The organism is Streptomyces sp. NPDC058697 (assembly GCF_042715345.1).
In the GTDB taxonomy this organism is placed as follows: Bacteria; Actinomycetota; Actinomycetes; order Streptomycetales; family Streptomycetaceae; genus Streptomyces; species Streptomyces liliifuscus.
Window position 1 is genome coordinate 1 of the sequence record NZ_JBHXSU010000060.1, and the last position, 23,244, is coordinate 23,244.

General features: G+C 68.9%; 22 protein-coding genes, 1 rRNA gene and 1 pseudogene. 14 read left to right on the forward strand and 10 right to left on the reverse strand.

Annotation, left to right across the window (positions count from 1 at the left end; all coding sequences use genetic code 11):
* Positions 1–259: 259 nt before the first annotated feature.
* From pstB to pstS, 4 genes are all read right to left on the reverse strand, one after another.
* Positions 260–1,036, reverse strand: a complete 777-nt coding sequence (pstB, locus tag ACFWXQ_RS48260) for a phosphate ABC transporter ATP-binding protein PstB (RefSeq protein WP_383949455.1) — start codon at positions 1,034–1,036, stop codon at positions 260–262.
* 48 nt (positions 1,037–1,084) lie between these two features.
* A complete protein-coding gene (gene pstA, locus ACFWXQ_RS48265; protein ID WP_383949458.1) occupies positions 1,085–2,155 on the reverse strand; it encodes a phosphate ABC transporter permease PstA in 1,071 nt (356 codons plus the stop codon).
* Positions 2,152–3,153: a phosphate ABC transporter permease subunit PstC gene (pstC, locus tag ACFWXQ_RS48270; RefSeq protein WP_383949461.1), complete on the reverse strand. Its 1,002-nt coding sequence runs from the start codon at positions 3,151–3,153 to the stop codon at positions 2,152–2,154. The genes pstA and pstC overlap by 4 nt, the downstream gene beginning before the upstream one ends.
* 104 nt (positions 3,154–3,257) lie before the next feature.
* The gene (pstS, locus tag ACFWXQ_RS48275; protein WP_383949464.1) at positions 3,258–4,385 is read right to left on the reverse strand and encodes a phosphate ABC transporter substrate-binding protein PstS; all 1,128 of its coding nucleotides are present in this window, start codon (positions 4,383–4,385) and stop codon (positions 3,258–3,260) included.
* A gap of 498 nt (positions 4,386–4,883) precedes the next feature.
* On the opposite strand from pstS, the gene ACFWXQ_RS48280 reads away from it, so the two are divergent.
* Complete coding sequence (locus tag ACFWXQ_RS48280; protein WP_383949467.1) at positions 4,884–6,449, forward strand: FAD-binding oxidoreductase; 1,566 nt, start codon at positions 4,884–4,886, stop codon at positions 6,447–6,449.
* Between the two features lie 191 nt (positions 6,450–6,640).
* Here ACFWXQ_RS48280 and ACFWXQ_RS48285 read toward each other — a convergent pair whose 3' ends face one another.
* Together ACFWXQ_RS48285 and ACFWXQ_RS48290 are read right to left on the reverse strand one after the other, a co-directional pair.
* Positions 6,641–7,342 carry a phosphatase PAP2 family protein gene (locus tag ACFWXQ_RS48285; RefSeq protein ID WP_383949470.1) on the reverse strand — a complete coding sequence of 234 codons (702 nt, stop codon included), beginning with the start codon at positions 7,340–7,342 and terminating at the stop codon, positions 6,641–6,643.
* A gap of 183 nt (positions 7,343–7,525) precedes the next feature.
* Positions 7,526–8,533: an NlpC/P60 family protein gene (locus ACFWXQ_RS48290; RefSeq protein ID WP_383949473.1), complete on the reverse strand. Its 1,008-nt coding sequence runs from the start codon at positions 8,531–8,533 to the stop codon at positions 7,526–7,528.
* 311 nt (positions 8,534–8,844) lie between these two features.
* On the opposite strand from ACFWXQ_RS48290, the pseudogene ACFWXQ_RS48295 reads away from it, so the two are divergent.
* From ACFWXQ_RS48295 to ACFWXQ_RS48305, 3 genes and pseudogenes are all read left to right on the forward strand, one after another.
* Positions 8,845–9,114 (forward strand): annotated as a pseudogene (locus ACFWXQ_RS48295) (Scr1 family TA system antitoxin-like transcriptional regulator); the annotation flags it as partial.
* 169 nt (positions 9,115–9,283) lie between these two features.
* Entirely contained in the window at positions 9,284–9,424 is a 141-nt protein-coding gene (locus tag ACFWXQ_RS48300) for a DUF397 domain-containing protein (RefSeq protein WP_383949476.1), read from the forward strand.
* Positions 9,417–9,671, forward strand: a complete 255-nt coding sequence (locus ACFWXQ_RS48305; RefSeq protein ID WP_383949479.1) for a DUF397 domain-containing protein — start codon at positions 9,417–9,419, stop codon at positions 9,669–9,671. The genes ACFWXQ_RS48300 and ACFWXQ_RS48305 overlap by 8 nt, the downstream gene beginning before the upstream one ends.
* A gap of 12 nt (positions 9,672–9,683) precedes the next feature.
* Here ACFWXQ_RS48305 and ACFWXQ_RS48310 read toward each other — a convergent pair whose 3' ends face one another.
* Both ACFWXQ_RS48310 and ACFWXQ_RS48315 read right to left on the reverse strand, forming a co-directional pair.
* Positions 9,684–10,322, reverse strand: a complete 639-nt coding sequence (locus ACFWXQ_RS48310) for an SRPBCC family protein (RefSeq protein ID WP_383949481.1) — start codon at positions 10,320–10,322, stop codon at positions 9,684–9,686.
* On the reverse strand, positions 10,319–10,705 hold the full coding sequence (locus ACFWXQ_RS48315; RefSeq protein WP_383949484.1) for an ArsR/SmtB family transcription factor: 387 nt from the start codon (positions 10,703–10,705) through the stop codon (positions 10,319–10,321). Before ACFWXQ_RS48315 ends, ACFWXQ_RS48310 begins: the two co-directional genes overlap by 4 nt.
* A gap of 555 nt (positions 10,706–11,260) precedes the next feature.
* Between ACFWXQ_RS48315 and ACFWXQ_RS48320 the strand changes: the two genes are divergently transcribed.
* The 6 genes from ACFWXQ_RS48320 to ACFWXQ_RS48345 all read left to right on the forward strand — a co-directional run bounded on the left by ACFWXQ_RS48320 (position 11,261) and on the right by ACFWXQ_RS48345 (position 18,548).
* Positions 11,261–11,569, forward strand: coding sequence for a hypothetical protein (locus ACFWXQ_RS48320; RefSeq protein ID WP_055613376.1), 309 nt, complete (start codon positions 11,261–11,263; stop codon positions 11,567–11,569).
* A gap of 191 nt (positions 11,570–11,760) precedes the next feature.
* The gene (locus tag ACFWXQ_RS48325; protein ID WP_383949487.1) at positions 11,761–12,600 is read left to right on the forward strand and encodes a hypothetical protein; all 840 of its coding nucleotides are present in this window, start codon (positions 11,761–11,763) and stop codon (positions 12,598–12,600) included.
* Positions 12,590–13,918, forward strand: coding sequence for a hypothetical protein (locus ACFWXQ_RS48330; protein ID WP_383949490.1), 1,329 nt, complete (start codon positions 12,590–12,592; stop codon positions 13,916–13,918). Before ACFWXQ_RS48325 ends, ACFWXQ_RS48330 begins: the two co-directional genes overlap by 11 nt.
* Positions 13,915–15,474 carry an SCO6880 family protein gene (locus tag ACFWXQ_RS48335; RefSeq protein ID WP_383949493.1) on the forward strand — a complete coding sequence of 520 codons (1,560 nt, stop codon included), beginning with the start codon at positions 13,915–13,917 and terminating at the stop codon, positions 15,472–15,474. Before ACFWXQ_RS48330 ends, ACFWXQ_RS48335 begins: the two co-directional genes overlap by 4 nt.
* Positions 15,475–15,486: 12 nt before the next feature.
* Positions 15,487–16,911 (forward strand): ATP-binding protein, encoded by a 1,425-nt coding sequence (locus tag ACFWXQ_RS48340; RefSeq protein WP_200396816.1) that lies wholly within the window; start codon positions 15,487–15,489, stop codon positions 16,909–16,911.
* 14 nt (positions 16,912–16,925) lie between these two features.
* Entirely contained in the window at positions 16,926–18,548 is a 1,623-nt protein-coding gene (locus ACFWXQ_RS48345) for a type VI secretion protein (RefSeq protein WP_383949496.1), read from the forward strand.
* Positions 18,549–18,559: 11 nt separating this feature from the next.
* Here the strand turns inward: ACFWXQ_RS48345 and ACFWXQ_RS48350 are convergent, their stop codons facing one another.
* A complete protein-coding gene (locus tag ACFWXQ_RS48350) occupies positions 18,560–19,150 on the reverse strand; it encodes a GNAT family N-acetyltransferase (protein WP_383949499.1) in 591 nt (196 codons plus the stop codon).
* A gap of 94 nt (positions 19,151–19,244) precedes the next feature.
* Between ACFWXQ_RS48350 and ACFWXQ_RS48355 the strand changes: the two genes are divergently transcribed.
* The 4 genes from ACFWXQ_RS48355 to ACFWXQ_RS48370 are packed head-to-tail and all read left to right on the forward strand — an operon-like array spanning position 19,245 to position 23,098.
* Positions 19,245–20,159 (forward strand): ABC transporter ATP-binding protein, encoded by a 915-nt coding sequence (locus ACFWXQ_RS48355; RefSeq protein ID WP_383949502.1) that lies wholly within the window; start codon positions 19,245–19,247, stop codon positions 20,157–20,159.
* Entirely contained in the window at positions 20,156–20,929 is a 774-nt protein-coding gene (locus ACFWXQ_RS48360; protein ID WP_383949505.1) for an ABC transporter permease, read from the forward strand. Before ACFWXQ_RS48355 ends, ACFWXQ_RS48360 begins: the two co-directional genes overlap by 4 nt.
* 40 nt (positions 20,930–20,969) lie before the next feature.
* The gene (locus tag ACFWXQ_RS48365; protein ID WP_383949508.1) at positions 20,970–22,433 is read left to right on the forward strand and encodes a sensor histidine kinase; all 1,464 of its coding nucleotides are present in this window, start codon (positions 20,970–20,972) and stop codon (positions 22,431–22,433) included.
* The gene (locus ACFWXQ_RS48370) at positions 22,430–23,098 is read left to right on the forward strand and encodes a response regulator (RefSeq protein ID WP_383949511.1); all 669 of its coding nucleotides are present in this window, start codon (positions 22,430–22,432) and stop codon (positions 23,096–23,098) included. The genes ACFWXQ_RS48365 and ACFWXQ_RS48370 overlap by 4 nt, the downstream gene beginning before the upstream one ends.
* 54 nt (positions 23,099–23,152) lie before the next feature.
* Here ACFWXQ_RS48370 and rrf read toward each other — a convergent pair.
* Positions 23,153–23,244: ribosomal RNA gene (rrf, locus tag ACFWXQ_RS48375) — 5S ribosomal RNA — on the reverse strand; the annotation flags it as partial.

Below are 23,244 nucleotides of genomic sequence, written 5' to 3' on the forward strand. Positions count from 1 at the left end.
GTACCCCGCGCCCCTAGGTACCTAGGGGCGCGGGGAACTGCGCAGTCTTTGGCTTTTAGGGGCGCGGGGAACTGCGCGACCAGCCCCCACCGGGCCGCACCCGAAATCGCACCCCACGGGGTCTGGGGCGGAGCCCCAGGAGGGGGGAAAACCGACGGGCCCGCCCCCCGGGAGCCAGGGGGCGGGCCCTATTGGGCCCCGCGGTGGCACCGCCATGCAGCACCGCGGGGGGTCAGGAAAAGAAGCGGAGCGCAACCGCTCAGCCGAAGCGCCCGGAGATGTAGTCCTCCGTGGCCTGAACGGACGGGTTGGAGAAGATCCGCTCCGTGTCGTCGATCTCGATGAGACGCCCGGGCTGACCGACCGCCGAGAGGTTGAAGAACGCCGTCCGGTCGGAGACACGGGCGGCCTGCTGCATGTTGTGCGTCACGATGACAATCGTGAAGCGCTCCTTCAGCTCACCGATCAGGTCCTCGATGGCCAGCGTCGAGATGGGGTCGAGCGCCGAGCAGGGCTCGTCCATCAGCAGAACCTGCGGCTCGACAGCGATCGCCCGCGCGATGCACAGCCGCTGCTGCTGACCACCGGAAAGGCCGGACCCCGGCTTGTTCAGCCGGTCCTTGACCTCGTTCCAGAGGTTCGCGCCCTTGAGCGACTTCTCGACGACATCGCTCAGCTCGGACTTCTTGTAGGAGCCGTTGAGCTTCAGCCCGGCCGCCACGTTGTCGAAGATCGACATGGTCGGGAACGGGTTCGGCCGCTGGAAGACCATGCCGATGGTGCGGCGCACGGCCACGGGGTCGACCCCGTTCCCGTACAGGTCCTCGTCGTCCAGGAGCACCTTGCCCTCGACCCGTCCACCGGGCGTGACCTCGTGCATACGGTTCAGCGTGCGCAGGAACGTCGACTTGCCGCAGCCGGACGGACCGATGAAGGCCGTCACCGAACGCGGCTCGACGGTCATCGAGATGTCTTCGATTGCCTTGTGGGCACTGTAGTAAGCGGTCAGTCCGCTTACGTCGATTCGCTTGGCCATGGGATCTACTTCTTTCGCGGGGGTAAGTCTGGTCGCTGAATGGCCGCGTCAGCGACCGGTCTTCGGGGCCTTCCAGCGGGCGATGCCGCGGGCCGCGAGGTTGAGGATCATGACGATGATGATCAGCACGAGTGCCGCGGCCCAGGCACGGTCGTAGGCCGCCGCGTTGCCGGCGCTCTGAGCGTACTGCTGGTAGATGTAGAGCGGCAGCGACGCCTGAGCGCCTTCGAACGGGTTGTTGTTGATGAAGGCGCTGCCCCACACCAGAAGCAGTACGGGCGCGGTCTCACCGGCGATGCGCGCGACCGCGAGCATCACACCGGTGGTGATACCACCGATGGACGTCGGCAGAACCACCTTGATGATGGTGCGCCACTTCGGGATGCCCAGGGCCAGCGAGGCCTCGCGCAGCTCGTTCGGTACGAGCTTGAGCATCTCCTCCGTGGAGCGGACCACCACCGGCATCATCAGGATGGCGAGAGCCAGCGAACCGGCGAACCCGAAGGGCTCCAGTGCCAGCGAGAGCATGATGGCCAGCACGAACAGACCCGCGACGATCGACGGGATACCCGTCATGACGTCGACGAAGAAGGTGACCGTCTGGGCGAGCTTTCCGCGCCCGTACTCGACGAGGTAGACCGCCGTGAGCACACCGATCGGCACGGCCATCACCGTGGCGAGACCGACCTGCTCCAGGGTTCCGATGATGGCGTGGTTGATACCACCGCCGACCTCGGAGTCGGCGACCACACCCATCGAGTGGCTCAGGAAGTAGAAGTCGAGCACCTTCACACCGCGGCTGATGGTCTCCCAGACGACGGAGGCCAGCGGGATGACGGCGAGGAGGAACGCGACCCAGACGAGGCTGGTGGCGAACCGGTCCTTGGCCTGCCTGCTGCCCTCGACCTTGACGCCGAGACCGTAGCTGACCAGGACGAACAGCACTGCGGCGATCAGCGCCCACTGGATGCTGCTCTCCAGCCCGGCGGCCGCGCTGATGCCGAGGCCCAGACCCACGGAGCCCACGGCGACCGCCCAGGGGGTCCACTTGGGAAGCCGTGCGCCCTGCAGGTTGCTGCTGGGGCGCTCGGGGCGCTTGTCCATGACGACGTTGCTCATGCGTTGGCCCCCGAGTACTCCTTGCGGCGGGCGATGATCGCACGGGCCGCGCCGTTGACCAGCAGGGTGATGACGAAGAGGACCAGACCGGAGGCGATCAGGGCGTTGCGGCCCGTCTCGGTGGCCTCACCGAACTTGCTGGCGATGTTCTGGGCGAAGGTGCCGCCGCCCGGGTCGAGCAGGCTGGTCTCGATGAGGAAGCTCGGCGAGAGCACCGTGGCGACGGCCATCGTCTCGCCGAGAGCGCGGCCGAGGCCCAGCATCGAGGCGGAGATGACACCGGAGCGGCCGAAGGGCAGCACCGACATCCGGATGACCTCCCAGCGCGTGGCGCCGAGGGCGAGCGCGGCTTCCTGGTGCATCTGCGGCGCCTGGCGGAAGACCTCACGGCTCACGTTGGTCACGATCGGCAGGATCATGATCGCGAGCAGGATGCCGACGGTGAACAGGGAGCGCGCCGGGCCGCCCTGCCAGTCGAAGATGCCCGTCCAGCCGAAGTACGAGTCGAGCCAGCCGAACAGACCGTTCATGTGCGGTACGAGGACGAGGGCGCCCCAGAGGCCGTACACGATGGACGGGACGGCGGCCAGCAGGTCGATCACATAGCTGATCGGGCCGCCGAGCCTGCGCGGGGCGTAGTGCGTGATGAACAGCGCGATGCCCACGGAGATCGGGACCGCGATCACCATGGCGATGATCGAGGAGATGACCGTGCCGTAGGCGAGGACCGCGATACCGAACTTCGGCGGGTCGGCGTTGGCCTCCCACTCGAAGGCCGTGAGGAAGTTGGCCTCGTCCTCGGAGATGGCGAGAGCCGCGCGATAGGTGAGGAAGACCGCGATCGCGGCCATGATCACCAGGAGCAGGATGCCCGAGCCTCGCGAGAGACCGAGGAAGATCCGGTCTCCGGGGCGGGTGGCACCGCGTGCGGCGCGCTTCTGCTCCGGGGTCGGTGTGGTGGGGGGAGGGACTGGTGCGTCTTGAGTAGATATGTCCATGGAGTTCTCCGGTCTGCGGAACCTCGGGGTGCGGGCTCCAGGCGGCGGTGCACCGGACGGCGCGGCCCGCTCCGGTTGCTACCGGTGCGGGCCGCACACTTGGGTCAGCTCAGGCCGGCGACGGTCGTGCGGACCTTCGTGATGATCTCTTCGGGCATCGGGGCGTAGCTGGCGTCCTTGAGGATGGCCTGCCCCTCCTCGCTGGCGAGGTAGGTGAGGAAGGACTTGGTGGCGGCGAGGGTCTCCGCCTTGTTGCCCTTCTCGCACGCGATCTCGTACGTCACGAGGGTGATCGGGTACGCGCCCTCGGCGGTGGGCTCGTAGTTCAGCTCAAGGGCGAGGTCCTTGCCCTCGCCGACGACCTTGGCCTCGGCGATCGCCTTGGTGGCGTTGTCGACGGTGGCCTCGACGGGCGTGGCCGCATCGGTCTTGACGTGGACCGTCTGGGCGTCCTTGGCGTACGAGAGCTCCATGTAGGAGATCGCGCCGGCGGTCTGGGTCACCTGCTGGGCGAGACCGGAGGAACCCGTGGCGGACTGGCCGCCCTTGGCCTGCCACGCCTTGCCGCCCTCGTACTTCCAGTCCGCGGCGGCCGCGGCCTTGAGGTACTTGGTGAAGTTGTCCGTGGTGCCGGAGTCGTCCGAGCGGTGGAACGTCAGGATCTTGGTCTTGGGCAGGTCCGCGTCGGGGTTCAGCTTCTTGATCGCGGCGTCGTCCCAGGTCTTGATCTTGTCGTCGAAGATCTTGGCCAGGGTCGAGGCGTCCAGGACGAGGCCGTCCACACCCGGGAGGTTGTACGACACGGCGATCGGGCCGCCGACCATCGGCAGGTCGATGGCCTGGCTGTCCTTGCAGACCTCGGCGGACTTGGTGATCTCCTCGGCGTCCAGCGGGGAGTCCGAACCGGCGAAGGCGGTCTGGCCCTGGAGGAAGTTGGTGATACCGGCGCCGGAGCCGTTCGGGTTGTAGTTGATCCGAACGTCCTTGCAGGAGGCCGTGTACTGCTTGACCCAGGCGTCGACCGCGTTCTTCTGCGCGGAGGAGCCGGCCGCGAGCAGTTCGCCCTTGGCGTCGTCACACTTGATGGCGCTGTTGGCCGCGGGCGCACTCGAGTCGCCGCTGCCGCTGCCGCCGGTGTCGTCGGAGCCGCACGCCGTCAGCGCCAGGGCGCCGGAGACGGCGACAGCACCGAGCGAAAGGGCGCGAAGCCGGTTCTTGCGCTGAAGCTTCACTTTCGGGAGTTCCTTCCAGGAGCCGCCGTCTACTGGCGGCGTGCGAGGTCGTGGTGCAGCCTCTCGTCCGCACGAGACTGCCGTCGTACTGCTTTGTGACAACTGATATCGATTGGTACGTGAGCGGGCTTCTGCTCGCACGACGCACCGGGTAAGGCCGAAATTAGGCAGATCAGGTGAAGCGGCCGATGGCCGTGGGTGAACGGAGGGTGAACCCCTGCCGTCAGTGCGGTGAGGTCACGGAATGCTTACGGGGAGAACACGTGAGGGTCCCGACTACCGGAACCACCTCCTTCGGAAGCATCACTCCCCTCTTCCGGCCGCTTCTCACCCTTCCCTCCCCTCTTCTCACCCCTCCGCCAGCCCCGCGCGCACCGGCCTTCCGCTGGCCGGAAACCGGCGGTCCCGGGCAGCCGCGTACGCGATTCCCGGGACCCGCCCGTGGAACCCGCCGGACCGTGGACCCGTCTCGTTCCACGGGAACAACGGGAGGCGCGCATGCAACGGCGTACGTTCATAGGCGGCGGCGCCGCGCTCGCGGCGACAGCGGTTTCGGCCGCGTGCACGAGCGGCACCGGTGGCACCGGCGGGGGTGCCGGGCCGCGGTCGGGTGAGGGGGCCCGTACGTCCGGCACACCGTTGGAGTCGACGAGCGCCGCGGCCGGCCTCAAGGCCCTGGCGCGGGATCTGGACGGCCCCCTGGTCCGCCCGGGCGAGGCGAACTGGGCGGCGGCCCGTCAGCTGTACAACACCCGCTTCGACTCGCTCAGGCCGACGGCCGTCGCGTACGTCGCCCACGCCGAGGACATCCGTACGACACTCGCGTACGCCCGGTCCCGCTCCGTCCCCGTCTCGATCCGCAACGGCGGCCACTCGTACGCGGGCTGGTCCTCGGGCGACGGCCGGCTCATCCTCGACATCTCGAAGCTCTCCAAGGTCCGGGCCTCCGGCAACGAGGCCGTGATCGGCGCGGGCGCCAAGCTGATCGACGTCTACCGCACGCTGGCCGCGAAGGGCGTCACGATCCCGGCGGGTTCCTGCCCGACGGTGGGCGTCTCGGGCCTGACACTGGGCGGCGGCCACGGCGTCGTGTCCCGCGCCTACGGCCTGACGTGCGACAGCCTCACCCAGGCAACCCTGATCACGGCCGCCGGAAAGCAGCTCACCGCGAGCGCGACCGAGAACGAGGACCTCTTCTGGGCCCTGCGCGGCGCGGGCAACGGCAACTTCGGCGTCGTCACCGAGCTCCGCTTCAGGACCCACCCGGCCCCGCAGGGCGTCGCGGCGTTCATGTCCTGGCCGTGGTCCAGGGCCGCCGCCGTTCTCGGTGCCTGGCAGGAGTGGGGCCCCGACCAGCCCGACGAGATCTGGTCCTCGTGCCATTTCGAGAACGCGGCCGGAGGCACCCCCACGGTCTCGGTCTCCGCCTTCTCCCTGGGCACCTACGGCGAACTCCAGAACGCGGTGGACCGCCTCGCCGACCGCATCGGCGCCTCCGCCCGCAGCGTCTCCCTCAAGCGCCGCTCCTACGAGGAGTCGATGGAGGTGTACGCGGGCTGCTCGGCCTTCCCGGACGACGCCCAGTGCCACCTCCCGGGCGCGACGCCCGGCCGCTCCCCCCAGGGCGCACTCGGCCGCGAGACATACGCGGGCCGCTCGGACTTCTTCGACCGCTCCATCTCGGCGGCGGGCATCCAGACCCTGCTCGCCCAGATATCGGGGGTCCGCGGCGGCACGGGCAGCATCGCCCTGACCGCCCTCGGCGGCGCGATCAACAGAATCGACCCCACGGCAACGGCCTTCGTCCACCGCCGCTCCCGCATGCTGGCCCAGTACATCGCGGCCTGGCGCCCCGGAACCTCCGCCACCACATCCACCACCTGGCTGACCCAGGCCCACACAGCCATGAAGCCCCACGCCTCAGGCGCGGCCTACCAGAACTACACAGACCCAACCCTGCCGAACTGGCGCCAGGCGTACTACGGCGAGGCGGCCCCCCGCCTGAAGACCCTGAAGCGAAAGTACGACCCAGAAACCTTCTTCAAGTTCCCACAGTCGCTGTAGGGCACGGGCTGGCTGGGGGCGCCCCTTCAGGGGCACGGGGCGTTTTAGGGGCGCGGGGAACTGCGCAGTCTTTTTGCCTTCAGGGGCGCGAGGAACGGGGAACGACCCAGCCTTGGCTTTTAGGGGCGCGGGGAACTGCGCGACAAGCCCCCACCGGGCGCGCACCCGGCAACGAACAACAGGCCCCCTACCTACGCCGCAAGGTCCCGCTCCTCCGCCTCAACCTCACTACGAGCCCCAGGAATCACTTTCCCCCGCTCCCCGGCGGAGCCACCGGCGCGAACCAACCACCCCACCCGAGGAGACCTCTCCACCGCACCCACAACCGGCGTCAACAAAGCCATCGCAAGCGGCGAAAGCAGCAGAACCACAGCCGTCCCGAGCGCAAATCCACCGATCACATCCGTCGGATAGTGCACGCCCATATAAACCCGGCAGAACCCGCCGAACAGACCCAGCACTATCCCCACGATCCCGAACTTCCGATTCGCGACGAACAGCCCGACCCCCATCGCCATCATGAGAGTCGCGTGATCGCTCACGAACGAAAAGTCGCTCTTGCCGCCGATAAGAACATCCAGCCCGTCATGGTCGACAAAAGGCCGAGGCCGCTCCACAAATCCCCGTATCGGCACATTCACGAGTACGGCGATGCCGGCGGCGAGCGGCGCCCAGATCAGCGCGGCGACGGACGAGGCGGCGTCCTCCCCGCCCCGCTTCCGCACGGTGAGCCAGCACCAGAGGACGAGCATCACCATGGCGACCAGGAGCCCCCACTCGCCGACGAACTCCATGACGCGGTCGAACCACTGCGGCGCGTCTTTGGCGAGACCATTGATGTCGTAGAGCAAGTCAACGTCAGGGTTCGAACCGGATTCGGCGAGTCCAGCCATGGTGCAACGGCCCCTTCGTCATCTTCTTCCCGACGCACCCACCGGGTACGCCGCGCCATCAACCCCCGTCGTCGGCTACGAGAACAGGAACGCACACTCCCCTTCCATACGTTCCACCCTCCACCGAATGATCACTCAGACGTTATCGAAGAGAGATACATCGCCGCAGCTCAGGGGAGGGTTTCACACAGAGGTGGGCAACGCTTTCGCGCCATCTTCGGTGACCCGCGTCGCCCCGAAGTAGTCGGGGGTGTCGATCGGGTCAAACCGGATCACGGCACCCGCCCGGGGCGCGTTGATCATGTACCCGCCGCCCACGTAGATCCCCACGTGCCGGATGGCCCGGGAGTTGGTGAGGTCGTCCGAGAAGAACACCAGATCCCCGGGCAGCAGCTCGTCCCGGTTCGGGTGCGGCCCGGCGTTGTACTGGTCGTTGGCGACCCGCGGCAGCGTGATCCCCACACTCTCGTACGCGGCCTTGGTCAGCCCCGAACAGTCAAAACGTCCGCCCTGGTCAGCGGTACCGTTCCCACCCCAGAGATACAGCGTGCCCAGTTTCTTCTGCGCGTAGTAAATGGCCCCGGCGGCTTGCTTGGAGGGGTCGACACGGGTGACCGGAGCGGCGAAGCTCTCCTCCAGCGTCGTGATCGTCTTCACGTAGTTCTGCGTTTCCTTGTACGGCGGTACGCCCCCGTACTTGATGACGGCGTACGCCCCCGCGTTGTACGCGGCGAGCATGTTCTTCGTCGGGTCGCCGGGCGCGTCCTTCACGTACTTCGCAAGTGTGCAGTCGTACTTCGCGGCCGATGGAATCGCGTCATTCGGATCCCATACGTCGCGGTCGCCGTCACCGTCGCCGTCGATTCCGTGCGTCGCCCACGTGCCCGGGATGAATTGCGCTATCCCCTGCGCGGCGGCCGGGCTCTTGGCGTCGGGATTGAACCCGCTCTCCTGATAGAGCTGCGCGGCGAGAAGTGCGGGGTTGATGGCGGTGCACAGATTGCCCCACTTCTGCACGAGCGCCTGGTACGCGGCCGGTACGGCCCCCTTGGCCAGGCCACGGGCCCCCTGCCCGACACCGTTGGCGAGGTTGCCGGCGACCATGTAGACCCCGACGACCAGCACCATGACGAAGCTGAGCCCCGCCCCCGCGGCGACGGTCACCACGATCCACGCCTTACGCACCGTCAACCGCCCTCCCCAGCTCCGGAATCAGCCCACGTCAGTCTAGGAGCTTCCCACCCCGAAGCCGCCGCAACCGAAGCTTTCACGCTGTACGACACGAGATCGGTGACCCCGCCCCCCGAACGCGCGCTGCGCTGCTGACTGGGGTGTAGGCCCAGGACGTAGATACGGTGACCATCGGAAGTCTCCACGGAAGATCGAGGAGCATCGTCGTGCGGACCAACCCGACAGGACGTCAACTCCGGCTCGGGGCTGAACTGCGCAAGCTGCGCGAACAGGCAGGTCTCACCTCAACGGCGGCTGCCCAACTCCTCGGCATGCCGCAGGCGCAGGTCAAGATCCTGCCCGGCCTGCTCCAGACCGTCGACCACGCCCGTGAAATCTTCCGGCACGCGGTCACGGAGCTTTCCCCACCGGACATCGAGCACCGCGTCTCGTTCCGCATCAAGCGCCAGGCCGTGCTCTACCGGGACGACCCCACTCCGTACGAGGCGATCATTCACGAGGCAGCTCTGCGGATGAAGATCGGCGGGCCATCGGTGTCCCGACAGCAGCTCAAGCAGCTGCTCGACGCGAGCGAGCGGGAGCACATCACCCTGCGCGCCACTACTTTCGACGTCGGGGCCTACCCCGGATCGGGCCAGTCCATCTTCTACGCGCACGGCCCGGTACCGGCACCTCTTCGAGAAGTTGAACGGCGTCGCGTTCTCACCCGACAAGACCCGCGACCTGATCCACGACCTCTGAGGAACTCCCGTGACTCCGCGCACCTGGCAGAAGTCGTCCTACTGCTCCGAGGGCGACTCATGCATACACATGGCCTCCACGCTCGGGGCCACCCCCAAGGCCTTCGCCGCCCTCATCCACGTACTCAAAGAGAACCCGGCCCATGTCTGACATCCCCGCGAACCTCACCTGGGAACGCGCAGCCCCGCCGGAGGCGACCGGCCCCGGCCCCTGGATCGAGCTCGCCTTCGGCGACAACGACCTCGTCTACATCCGGGAGACCAGCGACCCGGAGACCGTCGTCACGACCACCCAGAAGAAGTGGGACGCCTTCGTACTCGGCGTACAGGCAGGCGAGTTCGACCACTTCGTGGAGGGAGTTGAGGGAGTGGACGGCGTGGAGGACGGGTCAGCCTAGACCGGACCGACGTCAGTCCGACTCGGCCCCGGTGTACGCCGCAGTCGTCCGGTCGGCCCGCGCCCGTGCGACCCCCTCCGCCTCACCGTCGGAGACACTCGCCGCGTACCAGCCCTCGCTGCTCAGCGTCACGAACCGCCGGCCTTCCTCGCCCCCGGCCCAGGCCATGAACTCCTCGGGGTTCACGGCCTCGCCGGTGGACAGGTGCAGGGTGAGGCCGATGAGGGCCATGTCCCAGCCGACACCGACGGCTCCGGGGCCGAACTGCGCCCACTTCTCGTCGTCGTCGGGGGCGATGTGGTCGAGCTCGAAGCGCGTACCGCCGTCCGCCTCGGGAATCAGCCGCAGCTCGATCCAGGTGACGGCCCCGTCGAACTCCCAGCTCGCGGTGAAGCCCCGCGGCGGGTCGCAGCTCTCGACGGTGCCGTTGGCGTTGCCCTCCAGCTGGTACTTGCCGCCGACGCGGAGGTCACCGGTGACGGGCAGGAACCAGCGCGGGATGCGCTCGGGGTTGGTGCAGGCGTCCCAGAGGTCCTCGACGGTCGAGTCGTAGGTGTGGCTCAGGGTCACCACATGTCCTTCGCCGGCCTCGATGACACGGCTGCCGACACGGCGCCGTACGGCGTTGATCTGGTGGGTGACGTCGATCATGGGGTGCTCCTCTGCTGTACGGGTTCGTCGCCGCCGGTGCCGTCGGCGGACTCACGGAGCCGGCGCTCGCGCTTGCCCCGGGCCAGTTCGGTGGCCAGGGCGTCCAGGTGGGGGGTCCAGAAGTGCCGGAAGCGGGCCAGCCACGCGTCGATGTCGCGCAACGGGTCGGAGTTGACGGCGTAGAGCCGCCGGGTCCCCTCCGGCCGGACCGTGGCGAAGCCGTTCTCCCGCAGCACCTTCAGATGCTGCGAGACGCCCGGCTGGGATATGCCGAACTCCTCCCTGATGACCTCCGAGACGGCCCCGGAGCTCATCTCGCCGTCGGCGAGCAGCTCAAGGATCCGGCGGCGTACGGGGTCCCCGAGTACGTCGAATGCGTGCACGGCATCAATGTATCACTGCTTGCTTATATAAGCGCGGGCAGATGGAGCACCGGGGCAGAGCGCCGGAACAGGGCACCGCAGGTGACACCCCGCCACATCCCCACGCCCGCAACCGGGATAGCCTTCCCCCAGCGCAAAACGGGCGGCGTCTACTCACCAGGAGACGTACGACCCGGAGAACATCGGCACGACGCACCGGCGCACATGGGACGGGGTCGGGCTCGATGGGCGGGCGGAGTCGGTCACCGCCCGGAGTGAGCCGGATAAGAGGGGCTAACGACGGAACCACACCTCGGGTTCCGGTTCGACTCCCGGTTCCACTTCATTGCCCGGCGTGACATGCCGTGATACACAGAGTGACGATATGCCTCCTTGTATACCGACCCCCGCCCCCGTCAGGGCCCCGCGAGGGCCGGTGACAAGGGATCCGTACGAAACCCGCCAATCAATGACGCCAAGTCGACATGCGACAGCGTCTTTGTCGGCGACAATGGCCCTGACCTCTGCGCAGAGTGGCAGGGGGTGCAGAACAACCCACAAGGGGCGGTGACTTACATGCTTTTCGCAGCCGAAAAGGGCGACATCAACACCATCATCGGCGGGATTGCCCCGGACTGGGGCCCCTTCGGCAGCCTGGGCAACGAGGCGCGGGTAATGATCGAGGTCGTGATGGCGGTCGCCATCCTGCTGTGCCTCGGCATCGCGATCTGGGGCGCGGCGAAGCAACGCATCGGCGCGACGGCCCTCCGCGACACCTTCAGTGCCGAACAAGGCAAGGGCCTCATCGTCGCGGGTCTCACCGGAGTCTTCATCATCGGTTCCCTCGGCACTGTCTTCACCATCGTGTACGGCATGGCCGTCTAGGCGGCCGCCGGCTCGGCGTCCTCAGACCCGGCCGGGCACGCCCGGTCTCCCACTACCCACCCGTCCGTCGTGCCCACCGGCTGAGGTTGCGTTTCCCTGATGTCGAGTCACCACACCGCGCCCGCGCTGAAGCCAGCGCGGCTACCGTCGTATTACGCGGTTCAGCAAGAGGTTGAGGGGGCGTACGCGGCATGAGTCTCGGCGACGAGCACGGAGCGCGCGGCGACGACGGCGGATACGGGGGGACCGGCCAGACCCGCACACGTCTCCCCGACAACGCCGGTGACGTCTACGGCGGCGCACGACGCGGCGGCCGTTCCTCCTCCCGCAGCCTCGTCACGGTGGTGGGAGTGGTGGTGCTCCTGATTGCCGCCATCGCCTTCGCGAACCGTGGCGGCGGTGACTCCGGCTCGGACGAGTCGGGCGGCGACAAGACGAAGTCGGCGCCGACGGCTCCCTCCGGGGATCAACCGGTGCAGACGAAGGCGGGCGGCATCCCGTCGGGGTTCCCCCACAACCAGCAGGGAGCGGAGTCCGCGGCCGCGAACTACTCGGTGGTGCTGGTTTCGGCCGACATCCTCAAGCCCGCCCGGCGCAGCGAGATCGTCCAGCAGGTGTTCGTCGCCGACAAGGTGGCCGCGCTCCAGGCCAAGCTGGACAAGGCGTACTCCAAGGAGTTCCTGAGCAACGTCGGCCTGGACGAGAACGGCAACGCGGCCTCGGGACAGACCTACGTCTCACGCACCATGCCGGTCGGCACCAAGGTCACCGACCACTCGGCCGACGCCGCGACCGTCGAGGTCTGGTGCACGGGCGTGTTCGGCACCGCCGGGGACGACTCGAAGAACCCGGTCAGCAACGACTGGTTCACCATGACGCTCCAACTGCGGTGGGCCGACGGCGACTGGAAGGTCGACAGCTTCTCCCAGAAGGATGGACCGGCGCCGGTGAACGGCGACAACACGGTCTCGCCGTCCGACGAGATCTCGAAGGCCGTCGAAGAGTTCGGAGGCTTCACGTATGCCCGGTAGCCCGCGCCGCGTACTAAAGGTCACCGCCGCCGTCGCAGCCGTACAGACCACGCTCGTGCTGCTCGCCACACGGGCTGCCGCCGCACCGACGCCGACTCCTTCGCCGTCCGACGACAACTGCGACCTGATCGTCGGACCCGCCAAGGACTACTGCGAACGAGACGGCGGCTCCAGCCGCAACGGCCCCTCCCTCGACGACCCTGCCACGGCTCTCGACCCCCTAGCCTCCCTCGCCAAGGGCTGCGCCAAAGCCGCCTCCTGGACCATCGACAAGCTGAGTGACGCGGTCCAGAACACCGCGACCGTCGACTTCACGAACACCACGTTCCTGCAGCAGTACGCGGTCGTCTTCGCCGCGTCGACGATCCTCACCCTCCTGCTGTGGCTGCTCGCGGTGGCCAAGCGGGCCGTGCGAGGTGTCCCCCTCAGCACGGCCATCGGCGAGGCGATCGGATTCCTCTGGCTGACGGTGCTGGCATCGGCCTTCACCCCGCTGATCCTCTACACCGTCGTGTCGGCGACCGACGGCATCGCCGAGGTCCTCGCCAAGACGACCGGCAACCAGACGGACACGTTCTTCGGCAACTTCTCCGGCGCCCTGAACAAGGGCACCGACATCGGCGGCGGCCCGATCATGCTGATCGTGGTGTCCCTCGTGTCGATCCTCGCCGCGGGCGTCCTGTGGCTGGAGCTGGTGATCCGCGCCGCCCTCCTCTACGTGGGCGCGCTCCTCGGCACCGTCGTCTACGCCGGCCTGGTCGACAAGAACCTCTGGGGCCACGTCCGCCGCTGGGCGGGCATCATGATCGCCGTCATCCTGGTGAAACCGGTGATCGTGATCGTGCTGGGCCTGGCCGGAGCCCTGTCCGCCGAGGACGGGCCCGACGCGTTCTCCGCCGTCGTCTCCGGCCTCGCCATCATCCTGCTCGCCATCTTCGCCAGCGCGATGATCTACCGCTTCGTACCGGGCTTCGGAGACGAGATCGCCGGCTCCCGCAACAACCGCATCATGCAGGGCGCCGAAGGCAAGGCCGCGGCCGTCATCAGCTCGCCCGCCACCCTCGTCGCCCAGGGCATCAAGACCCACAGCGCCCGGGCCGACAACAACGGCGGCGGAGGCGGAGGCGGCGGTGCCCGTCCCTCCAACCCCGCCTCCGGCGGCGTCGCCGCACACAGCTCCCGCGGCTCCTCGGGCGGGGGAGGCGGCGGATCTGTCCCCTCCGCCGCACCCCCACCACGCAGCAGCCCGGTGAACACCCCCCACGCCGGAAACACACGCAACAGCAGCAACAACCGCACGGGAGGTGAAGGGCGTTGACGACCGAGGCCCATGTGTCCCATCCGGTCACGCCCCGCCGGACATATCTGATCGGCCGCGCCCGGCCGAACGCGATCGTCGGCAGGAACCGCGAGTCCGGCGAGATCGCGCTGATCATCGTGGGCGCGTTCCTCGGCATGATGTCCGGTCTGATCGTCCCCGTGCTCTCCCTGCGCATCGTGTCCCTCGTGGGCTTCCCGATGCTGGCACTCGCCGCGGTCTACGTGCCGTACAAGCGGCGGACCTTTTACAAGTGGTTCGAGATCAACCGCAGTTACAAGCGCAGCCTGCGCCAGGGCACCGCCTACCGCAGCAAGGTCATGGAGTCCGGCACACGCATCGACGGCCGCGAGATCGAGGTCGGCCCCCCGCCCGGCATCGGACGGATCACCTGGCTCGCCGCGCCCTTCGGCCCGGACGAGATCGCCGTCCTCCTGCACGCCGACCGGAAAACCGTCACTGCGGCGATCGAGATCGAGGGCCCCGGCGTCGGCCTGCGCGACAGCGAGGACCAGGAAACCCTCGTCGACCGGTTCGGCACCCTCCTCAAGCACGTCGCGAACGGCGACGGCTTCGTCACCCGCCTCCAGATGCTCGCCCGTACGCTCCCCGCCGACCCGGACGCCCACGCCAAGGACGTCGTCGTACGCGGCGACGAGAAGGCCCCCGGCTGGCTGCAGCAGTCCTACGACCAGCTCCAGTCCATGGTGTCGACGAGCAGCGAACAGCACCGCGCCTACCTCGTCGCCTGCATGCACTACTCCCGCGAACTCGCCGCCGAGGGCCATGCGATGGCCCGCGCCGCGCGCCCGCAGGGCGGCAAGAAGCTCGACCGCGACTCCGGACTCGCCGTCGTCATGGCCCGCGAGCTCACCGACATCTGCTCCCGCCTCCAGGAGGCCGACATCCGGGTGCGCCAGCCGCTCGGACAGGGCCGGCTCTCCTCCCTCGTACATTCGATGTACGACCCGGACCACCCCATCGACCACATCCAGGCCATGACCAAGCGCAACGCCTGGCCGGCCGAGCTGGACGCCATGGAGCCCACCTACCTCCAGGCCAAGACCCGCGAGTCCTCCACCCGCGCCCCCTGGTGCCACTCCACGGCCTGGGTGAAGGAATGGCCGATGACCCCGGTGGGCGTCAACTTCCTCGCCCCGCTGCTCGTCCACACCCCCGACGTCATCCGCACGGTCGCCGTCACGATGGACCTCGAACCCACCGAGGTCGCCATCGAGCGCATGCTCACCGAGAAGACCAACGACGACGCCGAGGCCAGCCGCCAGGCCAAGATGAACCGGACCGTCGACCCCCGCGACGTCGCCTCGCACAACCGCATGGACCAGCGCGGCGAGGACCTCGCGAGCGGCGCCGCCGGCGTCAACATCGTCGGCTACATCACCGTCTCCTCCCGCAACCCCGAGGCACTCGCCCGCGACAAGCGGACCATAAGGGCCTCGGCCGGCAAGTCGTACCTGAAGCTGGAGTGGTGCGACCGCGAGCACCACCGCGCCTTCGTGAACACACTCCCGTTCGCCACCGGCATCCGAAGGTAGGGCTGAGTACTGATGCGGGATCCGCTGTCCGTCCTCACCGAGGCCTTCACGTCCTTCCTCTTCGGCAAGGTCGAGACGACCCGCCCGCCGGTGCGCACCTCCACCGGCCAGGCCCAGGCCGTCTACCTGCCGACCGCGGCCCCCGGCCTCGGCGACTCCGGCGTCATCATCGGCCGCGAGGTCTACTCCGGGAAGGGCTACATCTACGACCCCTTCCAGCTGTACGGACAGCAGCTCCCGGCCCCGCACTGGCTGGTCCTCGGCGAGTCCGGCAACGGCAAGTCGGCCCTGGAGAAGACGTACGTCCTGCGGCAGTTGAGGTTCAAGGACCGGCAGGTCGTCGTGCTCGACGCACAGGGCGAGGACGGGGACGGCGAGTGGAACCTCATCGCCCGGCAGCTGGGTATAACCCCCATCCGGCTCGACCCGACCGCCGCCCTGGACATGGGAATCCGGCTCAACCCGCTCGACCCCGCGATCACCACCACCGGACAGCTCGCCCTGCTCCGGACGATCATCGAGGTCGCGATGGGCCACGGCCTGGACGAGCGCTCGGGCTTCGCCCTCAAGGTCGCGCACGCCTACGTCAACGAGACGATCGTCGAGCGCCAGCCCGTACTGACGGACATCGTCGAGCAACTGCGCCACCCCGAACCGGAGTCGGCGGAGGCGATGAACGTCGCCATAGACGACGTACGGGCCTGGGGCCTGGACGTCGCCCTCGTCATCGACCGCCTCGTCGACGGTGACCTGCGCGGCATGTTCGACGGCCCGACGACCGTCGGCATCGACCTGGACGCGCCGCTCATCGTCTTCGACCTGTCCCACATCGACCGCAACTCCATCGCCATGCCGATCCTCATGGCGATCGTCGGCGTGTGGCTGGAGCACACCTGGATCCGCCCCGACCGGAAGAAGCGCATCTTCCTCGTCGAGGAGGCCTGGCACATCATCAACAGCCCGTTCGTGGCCCAGCTGTTCCAGCGCCTGCTGAAGTTCGGCCGACGCCTGGGCCTCTCATTCGTGGCGGTGGTCCACCACCTCTCGGACGTGGTCGACGGGGCCGCGGCGAAGGAAGCCGCCGCGATCCTCAAGATGGCGTCCACCAGGACGATCTACGCCCAGAAGGCGGACGAGGCGAGGTCGACGGGACGGGTCCTCGGCCTGCCCAGGTGGGCCGTGGAAATCATCCCCACCCTCACCCCCGGCATCGCCGTCTGGGACGTCAACGGCAACGTCCAGGTCGTCAAACACCTGATCACCGAGACCGAACGCCCCCTCGTCTTCACCGACCGCGCCATGACGGAGTCGTCGGCCGACCACCTGGCGGACGACGCCCTGCGGGCCGCCGAACTTGAGGCCGAGGAACGCGCGGCGGCGTTCATGGAGCAACACCTGAGCGATCTCGACGACTCGTCCGAGTCCACGGTGGCGTAGAGGAGCGGCCCGAGATGAGACCGGACGATCGAGACCGCCACCGCGGCGGCGAAGGCGGCATCCCCGACGGACTGCTGGTCGGCATCCTGGCCTTCGTCCTCGGCATGACCGTCATGGTGTGGACGGCGACCGGCCTGGCCGGCCTCTTCTCCCACGGCTCCTGGCCCGCCGAGGTCACCTTCCGCCGTACGCCCCTGGCCATGCGCCAACTCGTCGAGGCCCCCCACGACATCGCGGCCGCCTGGCCGGAAACCCCGGAGACCCAACTCTCCGGGTACGGCCTCTTCTGGGGCCTGTTCATCGGCCAGCTGATGGTCCTGCTGGTCCTGACGGTGTTCGTCATGGGAACGGCGGCGAGATGGAGGGCGGGGAGGGCGAGGCGCAGGGCGCTGGCAGCCACCGCGTCCGCCATGCCGGAGCCCACTCCGGAGCCGGAGCCGAAGGCAGAGCCGCAGCCACAGCCACAGCCTGAGAGTGTGCCTCGTGAGGTCGCTCCGCGACCTGCTGTGGAGCGGGTGTCGGCGGCCGAGCCTGTCCATGCGGCGGAGCCGCCGCTGGAGTCGGTTCCTTCGGTGGCCGACGGTAATCGGGTGGGTGGGTGGGAAAGCATCCGCGCCGAAGGCGCGGGGACGGTGGGGGTACCCACGCCGCGGGGCCCCCTCGTCCTCGGCCCGCCCGAGACCCGCCATCCCCTCGCCGTCCAGGCAATCCGGGACGCCGACGGCCCGGCCCTCGTCATCACCTCCAACCCCACCCTCTGGTCGGACACGAAGGACGCCCGCGCGAAACTGGGCCCGGTCCTCCTCTACGACCCCTCCCACCTCTGCGACACCCCGGCCCGCCTCCACTGGTCCCCCTCCGCCGGCTGCGAGAACAAGGACACCGCGAAGGCCCGCGCGGCAGCGCTCCTCGCCCCGGTCCGCCCCACCGCGAAGATCGACCAGACGGTCGCCGACACGGCCGAGACACTCCTGCGCAGCTACCTCCACGCCGCCGCCGTGGACGGCCGCACCATCCGCCACGTCCACCGCTGGGCCCAGGGCACCCAGGTCCAGGAAGCCGTACGCATCCTCCGTACGAACCCCAAGGCCGCCGCCGGCTCCGCGGGCGAACTCGAAGCCACCCTCACCTCGCACCCCGAACGCCGGGACATCGCGCAGGAGTTGACGGCCCGGGCCCTCTCCGCCCTGTTCACGGTGAATGTCCGCGAAGCCTGCACACCCAACCGAACCGACACCCTCACCCTGGATTCTTTCGCCGACGAAGGGGGCACGCTCTATGTGGTCGGTGAACCCATCGAGGACCCCAGGGCAAATCCCGGTGCGATGCCCCTGCTGACGGCCCTCGCCTCAAGCGTGGTCGAGCGCGGCCGGCGCATGGCCGAACGGTCATCCTCCGGTCGCCTCGACCCACCACTCACCCTCGTCCTGGACGACGTGGCAGCGGTGGCCCCGCTCCCCCAACTCCCGGACCTGCTGGCCGCCGCGAGCACGAACACCGGCACGGGCGCAGGCGCAGGCGCAGGCGCAGGCGCAGGCGCAGGCACAGGCCCGAACCGAGGCCTCCCCGTCCTGGCCCTCCTCCGCTCCCGCGAACAGGCCCGCTCCCGCTGGCCCCACCACGAACTCCCGGTGTAACTCCCCGCCGCCTAGGGGCGCTTGAACACGAACTCCAGCTCCCGCGCGCCCGGATCCCCCGGCACCGGAACGCTCTCCCCCGTGGGGACGAACCCGAACCTCCGGTAGAAGGCCTCGGCCCGCCCGTTCCGCTCGTCCACGAACAACCGCACCCGCTCCACCCCGGCGACCTCCCACGCCCACTCCAGGGCGTACGCGAAGAGCCGCTCGGTGAGCCCCCGCCCCCGCACCTCCGGCCGCACATAGACGGCCACGAGATGCCCCTGGCGTACGTCGCTCACGTCCCCGAGCGCGCCCCGAGCCCCCGCCTCCTCGACGAGCACGATCACCGACCCGACCCACCGCCCGTCGGGCGCCACGGCCACCACCTGCTGCCGCTCACGCACCCCCTCGGCGGCCCCCGCCGCCCGCTCCCGCCAGAAGCTGTCGGGCCGGCCCACGGCAGCCTCGTACGTCTCCAGAAAGGCGAGGTGTGCCACCGGATCCCGGAGCGCGGCCAGCCGCAGCTCCTTCGCCGCGGGCCACTCGTCGGCACGTATCGAACGCACCACATGGTCCGCCGAGGCATCAGGACGGTCATCGGAACGAACATCGGGGTTCATGAGGGTCACCGTAATACCGGGGTACTACACCCTTCACCTCATATCCGGCCGTCGTCCGACGCCCCCGGCCCTCGCCCGGCCGACCATCGAAGACATGATTACGGCCTCCGAACTGACCAAACGCTACGGCGACAAGACAGTCGTGTCCGACCTCACCTTCACCGTCCGCCCGGGCACGGTCACCGGCTTCCTCGGCCCCAACGGCGCCGGAAAGTCCACGACCATGCGGATGATCCTCGGCCTGGACGCCCCGACACACGGCACCGCGACCGTCGGCGACCGCGCGTACGCCGACCACCACGCGCCCCTCCACGAGGTCGGCGCGCTCCTGGAGGCCCGCTCGGTCCACCCGGGCCGCACGGCCCACCACAACCTGGTCGCGCTCGCCCTCACCCACGGCATCCCCAGGAGCCGCGTCGACCACGTCCTGGACCTCACCGGCCTGACCGACGTGGCCGGACAACGGGTCAAGGGCTTCTCCCTCGGCATGGGCCAACGCCTCGGCATCGCGGCCGCGTTGCTCGGCGACCCGGCCACCGTGATCCTCGACGAACCGGTCAACGGCCTCGACCCCGAGGGCGTCCTGTGGATCCGCAACCTCCTCAAGTCCCTGGCCGCGGAAGGCCGTACGGTCTTCGTCTCCTCCCACCTCATGAGCGAGATGGCCCTGACCGCCGAGCACCTGATCATCATCGGCAGGGGCCGCCTGCTGGCCGACACGACGGTCGACACGTTCGTACGCGAATCGGGCGCGGGCACGGTCAAGGTCGTCACCCCGGAAGCGGGCCTGCTCACCCAACTCCTCACGGCCCCGGACGTGGACGTCACGAGCACCACCCCGGGCACCCTCGAAGTCCGCGGCACGGACGCCGAACACATCGGCCGCACGGCCGCCGCCCACAACATCCCGCTCTACGAACTCACCCCGCACGCAGCCTCGTTGGAGGCGGCCTTCATGGACCTGACCCGCGACTCCCTCGAATACGCAGCCCACCTGGAGCCGGCATGACCACCCTCGCCCTCACCCCGGCCCGCATCCTGCGCTCCGAATGGCACAAGCTGTGGACGGTCCGCTCCACCTGGATCATGCTGACCGCCGCGACCGTCGTCACCATCGGCATCGGCATCGCGATCAGCGCCTCGTACGAACAGGACGGCGGCGAGGTCTCCGGCGTCGACCCCGTCCAGTTCCTGCTCTTCGGCACGCAGTTCTCGCAGATCATCCTGGCCGTCGTAGCCGTCCTGTTCATCGCGGGCGAGTACGGCACGGGGATGGTCCGCTCCACGATGGTGGCCGTACCGCGCCGCCTCCCGGTCCTCTGGTCCAAGGCAGGCGTGGTCGCCGCGGTCACCTTCACCGCCACGCTCGCCACATTCCTCGTCACCTTCTCGGCAGGCCAGTTGTTCCTCGACGGCACGGACAAGAAGCTGTCCCTGACCGATCCAGGAGTCTTCGGCACCCTCCTCGGCAGCGCGGCGGGCCTGACCTCCCTGACCCTCATCGGCCTCGGTCTGGGCGCCCTCCTCCGCTCGGTCCCCGGCGGCATCACCGCCTTCATCGGAGGCGTCACCGTCCTCCCGGAGGTCCTCAGGATGTTCCCGTACGACGTCATGGACAGCGCCTCCAAGTACTTCCCCGGCAGGGCGGCCGAGGGCCTGATGACCCTCCACGACTCCTCCGACTACGCGGCGACGGGCCCCGCCCTCCTCGCCCTCACCCTGTGGACGGCGGCGATCCTGGGCGCCGCGGCCCTGCTTCTCCAACGACGGGACGTATGACCAACTCCCGTACCACCTGCTCCCGTACGAGGATGGAAGAGTGACCGAGACACGGGACCGGCCCCGGAACTGGCACCGGAACTGGCTGCGCAGAGCCCGCGACCGGAGCCGCCGCGACCGCGCCCGCCGGGACCAGGCCTGGCGCGACCAGTCCTGGCGGGGCTGGTCACCGGACGGCGCCCGCCAACAGCCCGTCACCCGCCAGATCCACCGCCTCAGCCACCGGCTGCGCGCCTTCGACCGACGCCACCCGCTGGTGTGGGACGTCCTGGTCACGGGCTTCTTCATGACCGCCGCCTTCAACGACGTCCTGGGCGACGGCTGGCGGTACATCACCCAGAACCCGCAGGCACCCACCTGGCTGCTCGTCACCCTGTCGCTGGGCTTCACCGTCCCGCTCCTGTGGCGCCGCAGCCACCCCGTCGCGATCCTGCTGCCGATGCTCCCGCTCGCCGTCGTCAACGCCTGGACCGGCACGGACCTCCAGGCCAGCCTGACCCTGCTCGTCGTCACGTTCAACATCGCGCTGCACACCGGACTGCGCACCCTGCTCGCGTCCTACGCCCTCACGCTGATCCCGATCATCGTGGACGGCCTCCGCAACGCGACCGAACAGGGCGCCGACCCCAGCCCCGACCAGACCATCATTCCGCAGGCGACCCGCCTCGCCATGGTGGCGATCGTCGGCATCTCCTACCGCACCCGCCAGGAGTACCTCGCCTCCCTCGTCGAACGCGCCGCCCAGCTGGAGGTGGAACGCGACCAGCAGGCCCGCCTCGCCACCGCCGCAGAACGCACCCGCATAGCCCGCGAGATGCACGACATCATCGGCCACAACCTCTCGGTCATCACCAGCCTCGCGGACGGCGGTTCGTACGCGGCCGCCAAGAACCCCGAACGCGCCGCCCAGGCCCTCACCGCCATCGGCACGACCAGCCGCCAGGCCCTGGGCGAACTCCGCCGCCTCCTGGACGTACTACGCACGGACCCCTCAGGACCAGAGCCGCCAGGAGCCGAACCCCTTGGACCTGCCCTGGGACCTGCCCTGGGACTTTCCGTGGGGCGTTCCGTGAGACTCGATCCCCAGGGAGTGGAGATGGCCCCCCAGCCCTCCCTCACCGACCTCGACCACCTCATCGACGGCGTACGCTCCGCCGGCCTCCCCGTCCGCACCACCATCCACGGCTACGCAACCGCCCTCCCCCCGGGCCGCCAACTCACCGTCTACCGGGTCATCCAGGAAGCCCTGACGAACACCCTCAAGCACGGCGGCCCCGACGCGACCTCGACGGTCTCGGTGTCGTACGGGGACGGCGGCGCCGTGACCGCGACGGTGACCGACACCGGCCGCGGAAGCACAGGCCAGGGCCCCGGCGCCGGAGGCCGCGGCCTCACCGGAATGCGCGAACGAACAGCCTTGTACGGCGGCACACTTGAGTCCGGCCCGCTCCCGGACCACGGCTGGCGCGTCCACCTTCACCTACCGGAGGAAACCCCGCAGTGACCACCGTGCTCATCGTCGACGACCAGCCGCTGCAGCGCTTCGGTTTCCGCATGCTCCTGGAGAGCCAGGACGACATGGCGGTCGTGGGCGAAGCGTCCAACGGTACCGAGGCGATCCGCATGACGGCCGAACTCCACCCGGACGTCGCCCTGATGGACATCCGCATGCCCGGCCTCGACGGCATCGAGGCGACCCGCCGCATCGTCTCCGCCGGAGACCGCACCCGCGTCCTCATCCTCACCACGTTCGACCTGGACGAGTACGCGTACGCCGGCCTGCGAGCGGGCGCCTCCGGCTTCCTCATCAAGGACGCCCAGCCCGAGGAACTCCTCGCCGGCATCCGCGCGGTAGCCACGGGCGACGCGGTCGTCGCCCCGAGCCTCACCCGCCGCCTGCTCGACGCCTATGCCGAGCACCTCCCCACGCCCACCTCGGACACCCCGCCCGGCATGGACCCACGCCTCACCGCCCTGACGGACCGTGAACGCGAGATCCTGGCAGTCATCGGAAAGGGCTGGACGAACTCGGAGATCTCCACCCGCCTCCATCTCGCCGAGTCGACGGTGAAAACCCACGTGAGCCGCATCCTCGCGAAGACCGGTTCCCGAGACCGCATCCAGGCGGTGATTCTGGCGTACGACACGAGACTGGTGCAGCCGTCCTGAAAACGCAAAAAAGCCCCCGCACCGAAGTGCGGGGGCTTTTCTTATTCAAATTTTGTTCGGCGGTGTCCTACTCTCCCACAGGGTCCCCCCTGCAGTACCATCGGCGCTGTAAGGCTTAGCTTCCGGGTTCGGAATGTAACCGGGCG

Bases quoted from the DNA above. Each gene is read 5' to 3' on its own strand.
- pstC (WP_383949461.1), bottom strand. From the start codon at position 3,153: ATGGACATATCTACTCAAGACGCACCAGTCCCTCCCCCCACCACACCG.
- pstA (WP_383949458.1), bottom strand. From the start codon at position 2,155: ATGAGCAACGTCGTCATGGACAAGCGCCCCGAGCGCCCCAGCAGCAAC.
- ACFWXQ_RS48330 (WP_383949490.1), top strand. From the start codon at position 12,590: ATGCCCGGTAGCCCGCGCCGCGTACTAAAGGTCACCGCCGCCGTCGCA.
- ACFWXQ_RS48285 (WP_383949470.1), bottom strand. From the start codon at position 7,342: ATGGCTGGACTCGCCGAATCCGGTTCGAACCCTGACGTTGACTTGCTC.
- ACFWXQ_RS48360 (WP_383949505.1), top strand. From the start codon at position 20,156: ATGACCACCCTCGCCCTCACCCCGGCCCGCATCCTGCGCTCCGAATGG.
- ACFWXQ_RS48345 (WP_383949496.1), top strand. From the start codon at position 16,926: ATGAGACCGGACGATCGAGACCGCCACCGCGGCGGCGAAGGCGGCATC.
- ACFWXQ_RS48325 (WP_383949487.1), top strand. From the start codon at position 11,761: ATGAGTCTCGGCGACGAGCACGGAGCGCGCGGCGACGACGGCGGATAC.
- ACFWXQ_RS48310 (WP_383949481.1), bottom strand. From the start codon at position 10,322: ATGATCGACGTCACCCACCAGATCAACGCCGTACGGCGCCGTGTCGGC.
- ACFWXQ_RS48340 (WP_200396816.1), top strand. From the start codon at position 15,487: ATGCGGGATCCGCTGTCCGTCCTCACCGAGGCCTTCACGTCCTTCCTC.
- pstB (WP_383949455.1), bottom strand. From the start codon at position 1,036: ATGGCCAAGCGAATCGACGTAAGCGGACTGACCGCTTACTACAGTGCC.
- ACFWXQ_RS48280 (WP_383949467.1), top strand. From the start codon at position 4,884: ATGCAACGGCGTACGTTCATAGGCGGCGGCGCCGCGCTCGCGGCGACA.
- ACFWXQ_RS48305 (WP_383949479.1), top strand. From the start codon at position 9,417: ATGTCTGACATCCCCGCGAACCTCACCTGGGAACGCGCAGCCCCGCCG.
- ACFWXQ_RS48320 (WP_055613376.1), top strand. From the start codon at position 11,261: ATGCTTTTCGCAGCCGAAAAGGGCGACATCAACACCATCATCGGCGGG.
- ACFWXQ_RS48355 (WP_383949502.1), top strand. From the start codon at position 19,245: ATGATTACGGCCTCCGAACTGACCAAACGCTACGGCGACAAGACAGTC.
- ACFWXQ_RS48350 (WP_383949499.1), bottom strand. From the start codon at position 19,150: ATGAACCCCGATGTTCGTTCCGATGACCGTCCTGATGCCTCGGCGGAC.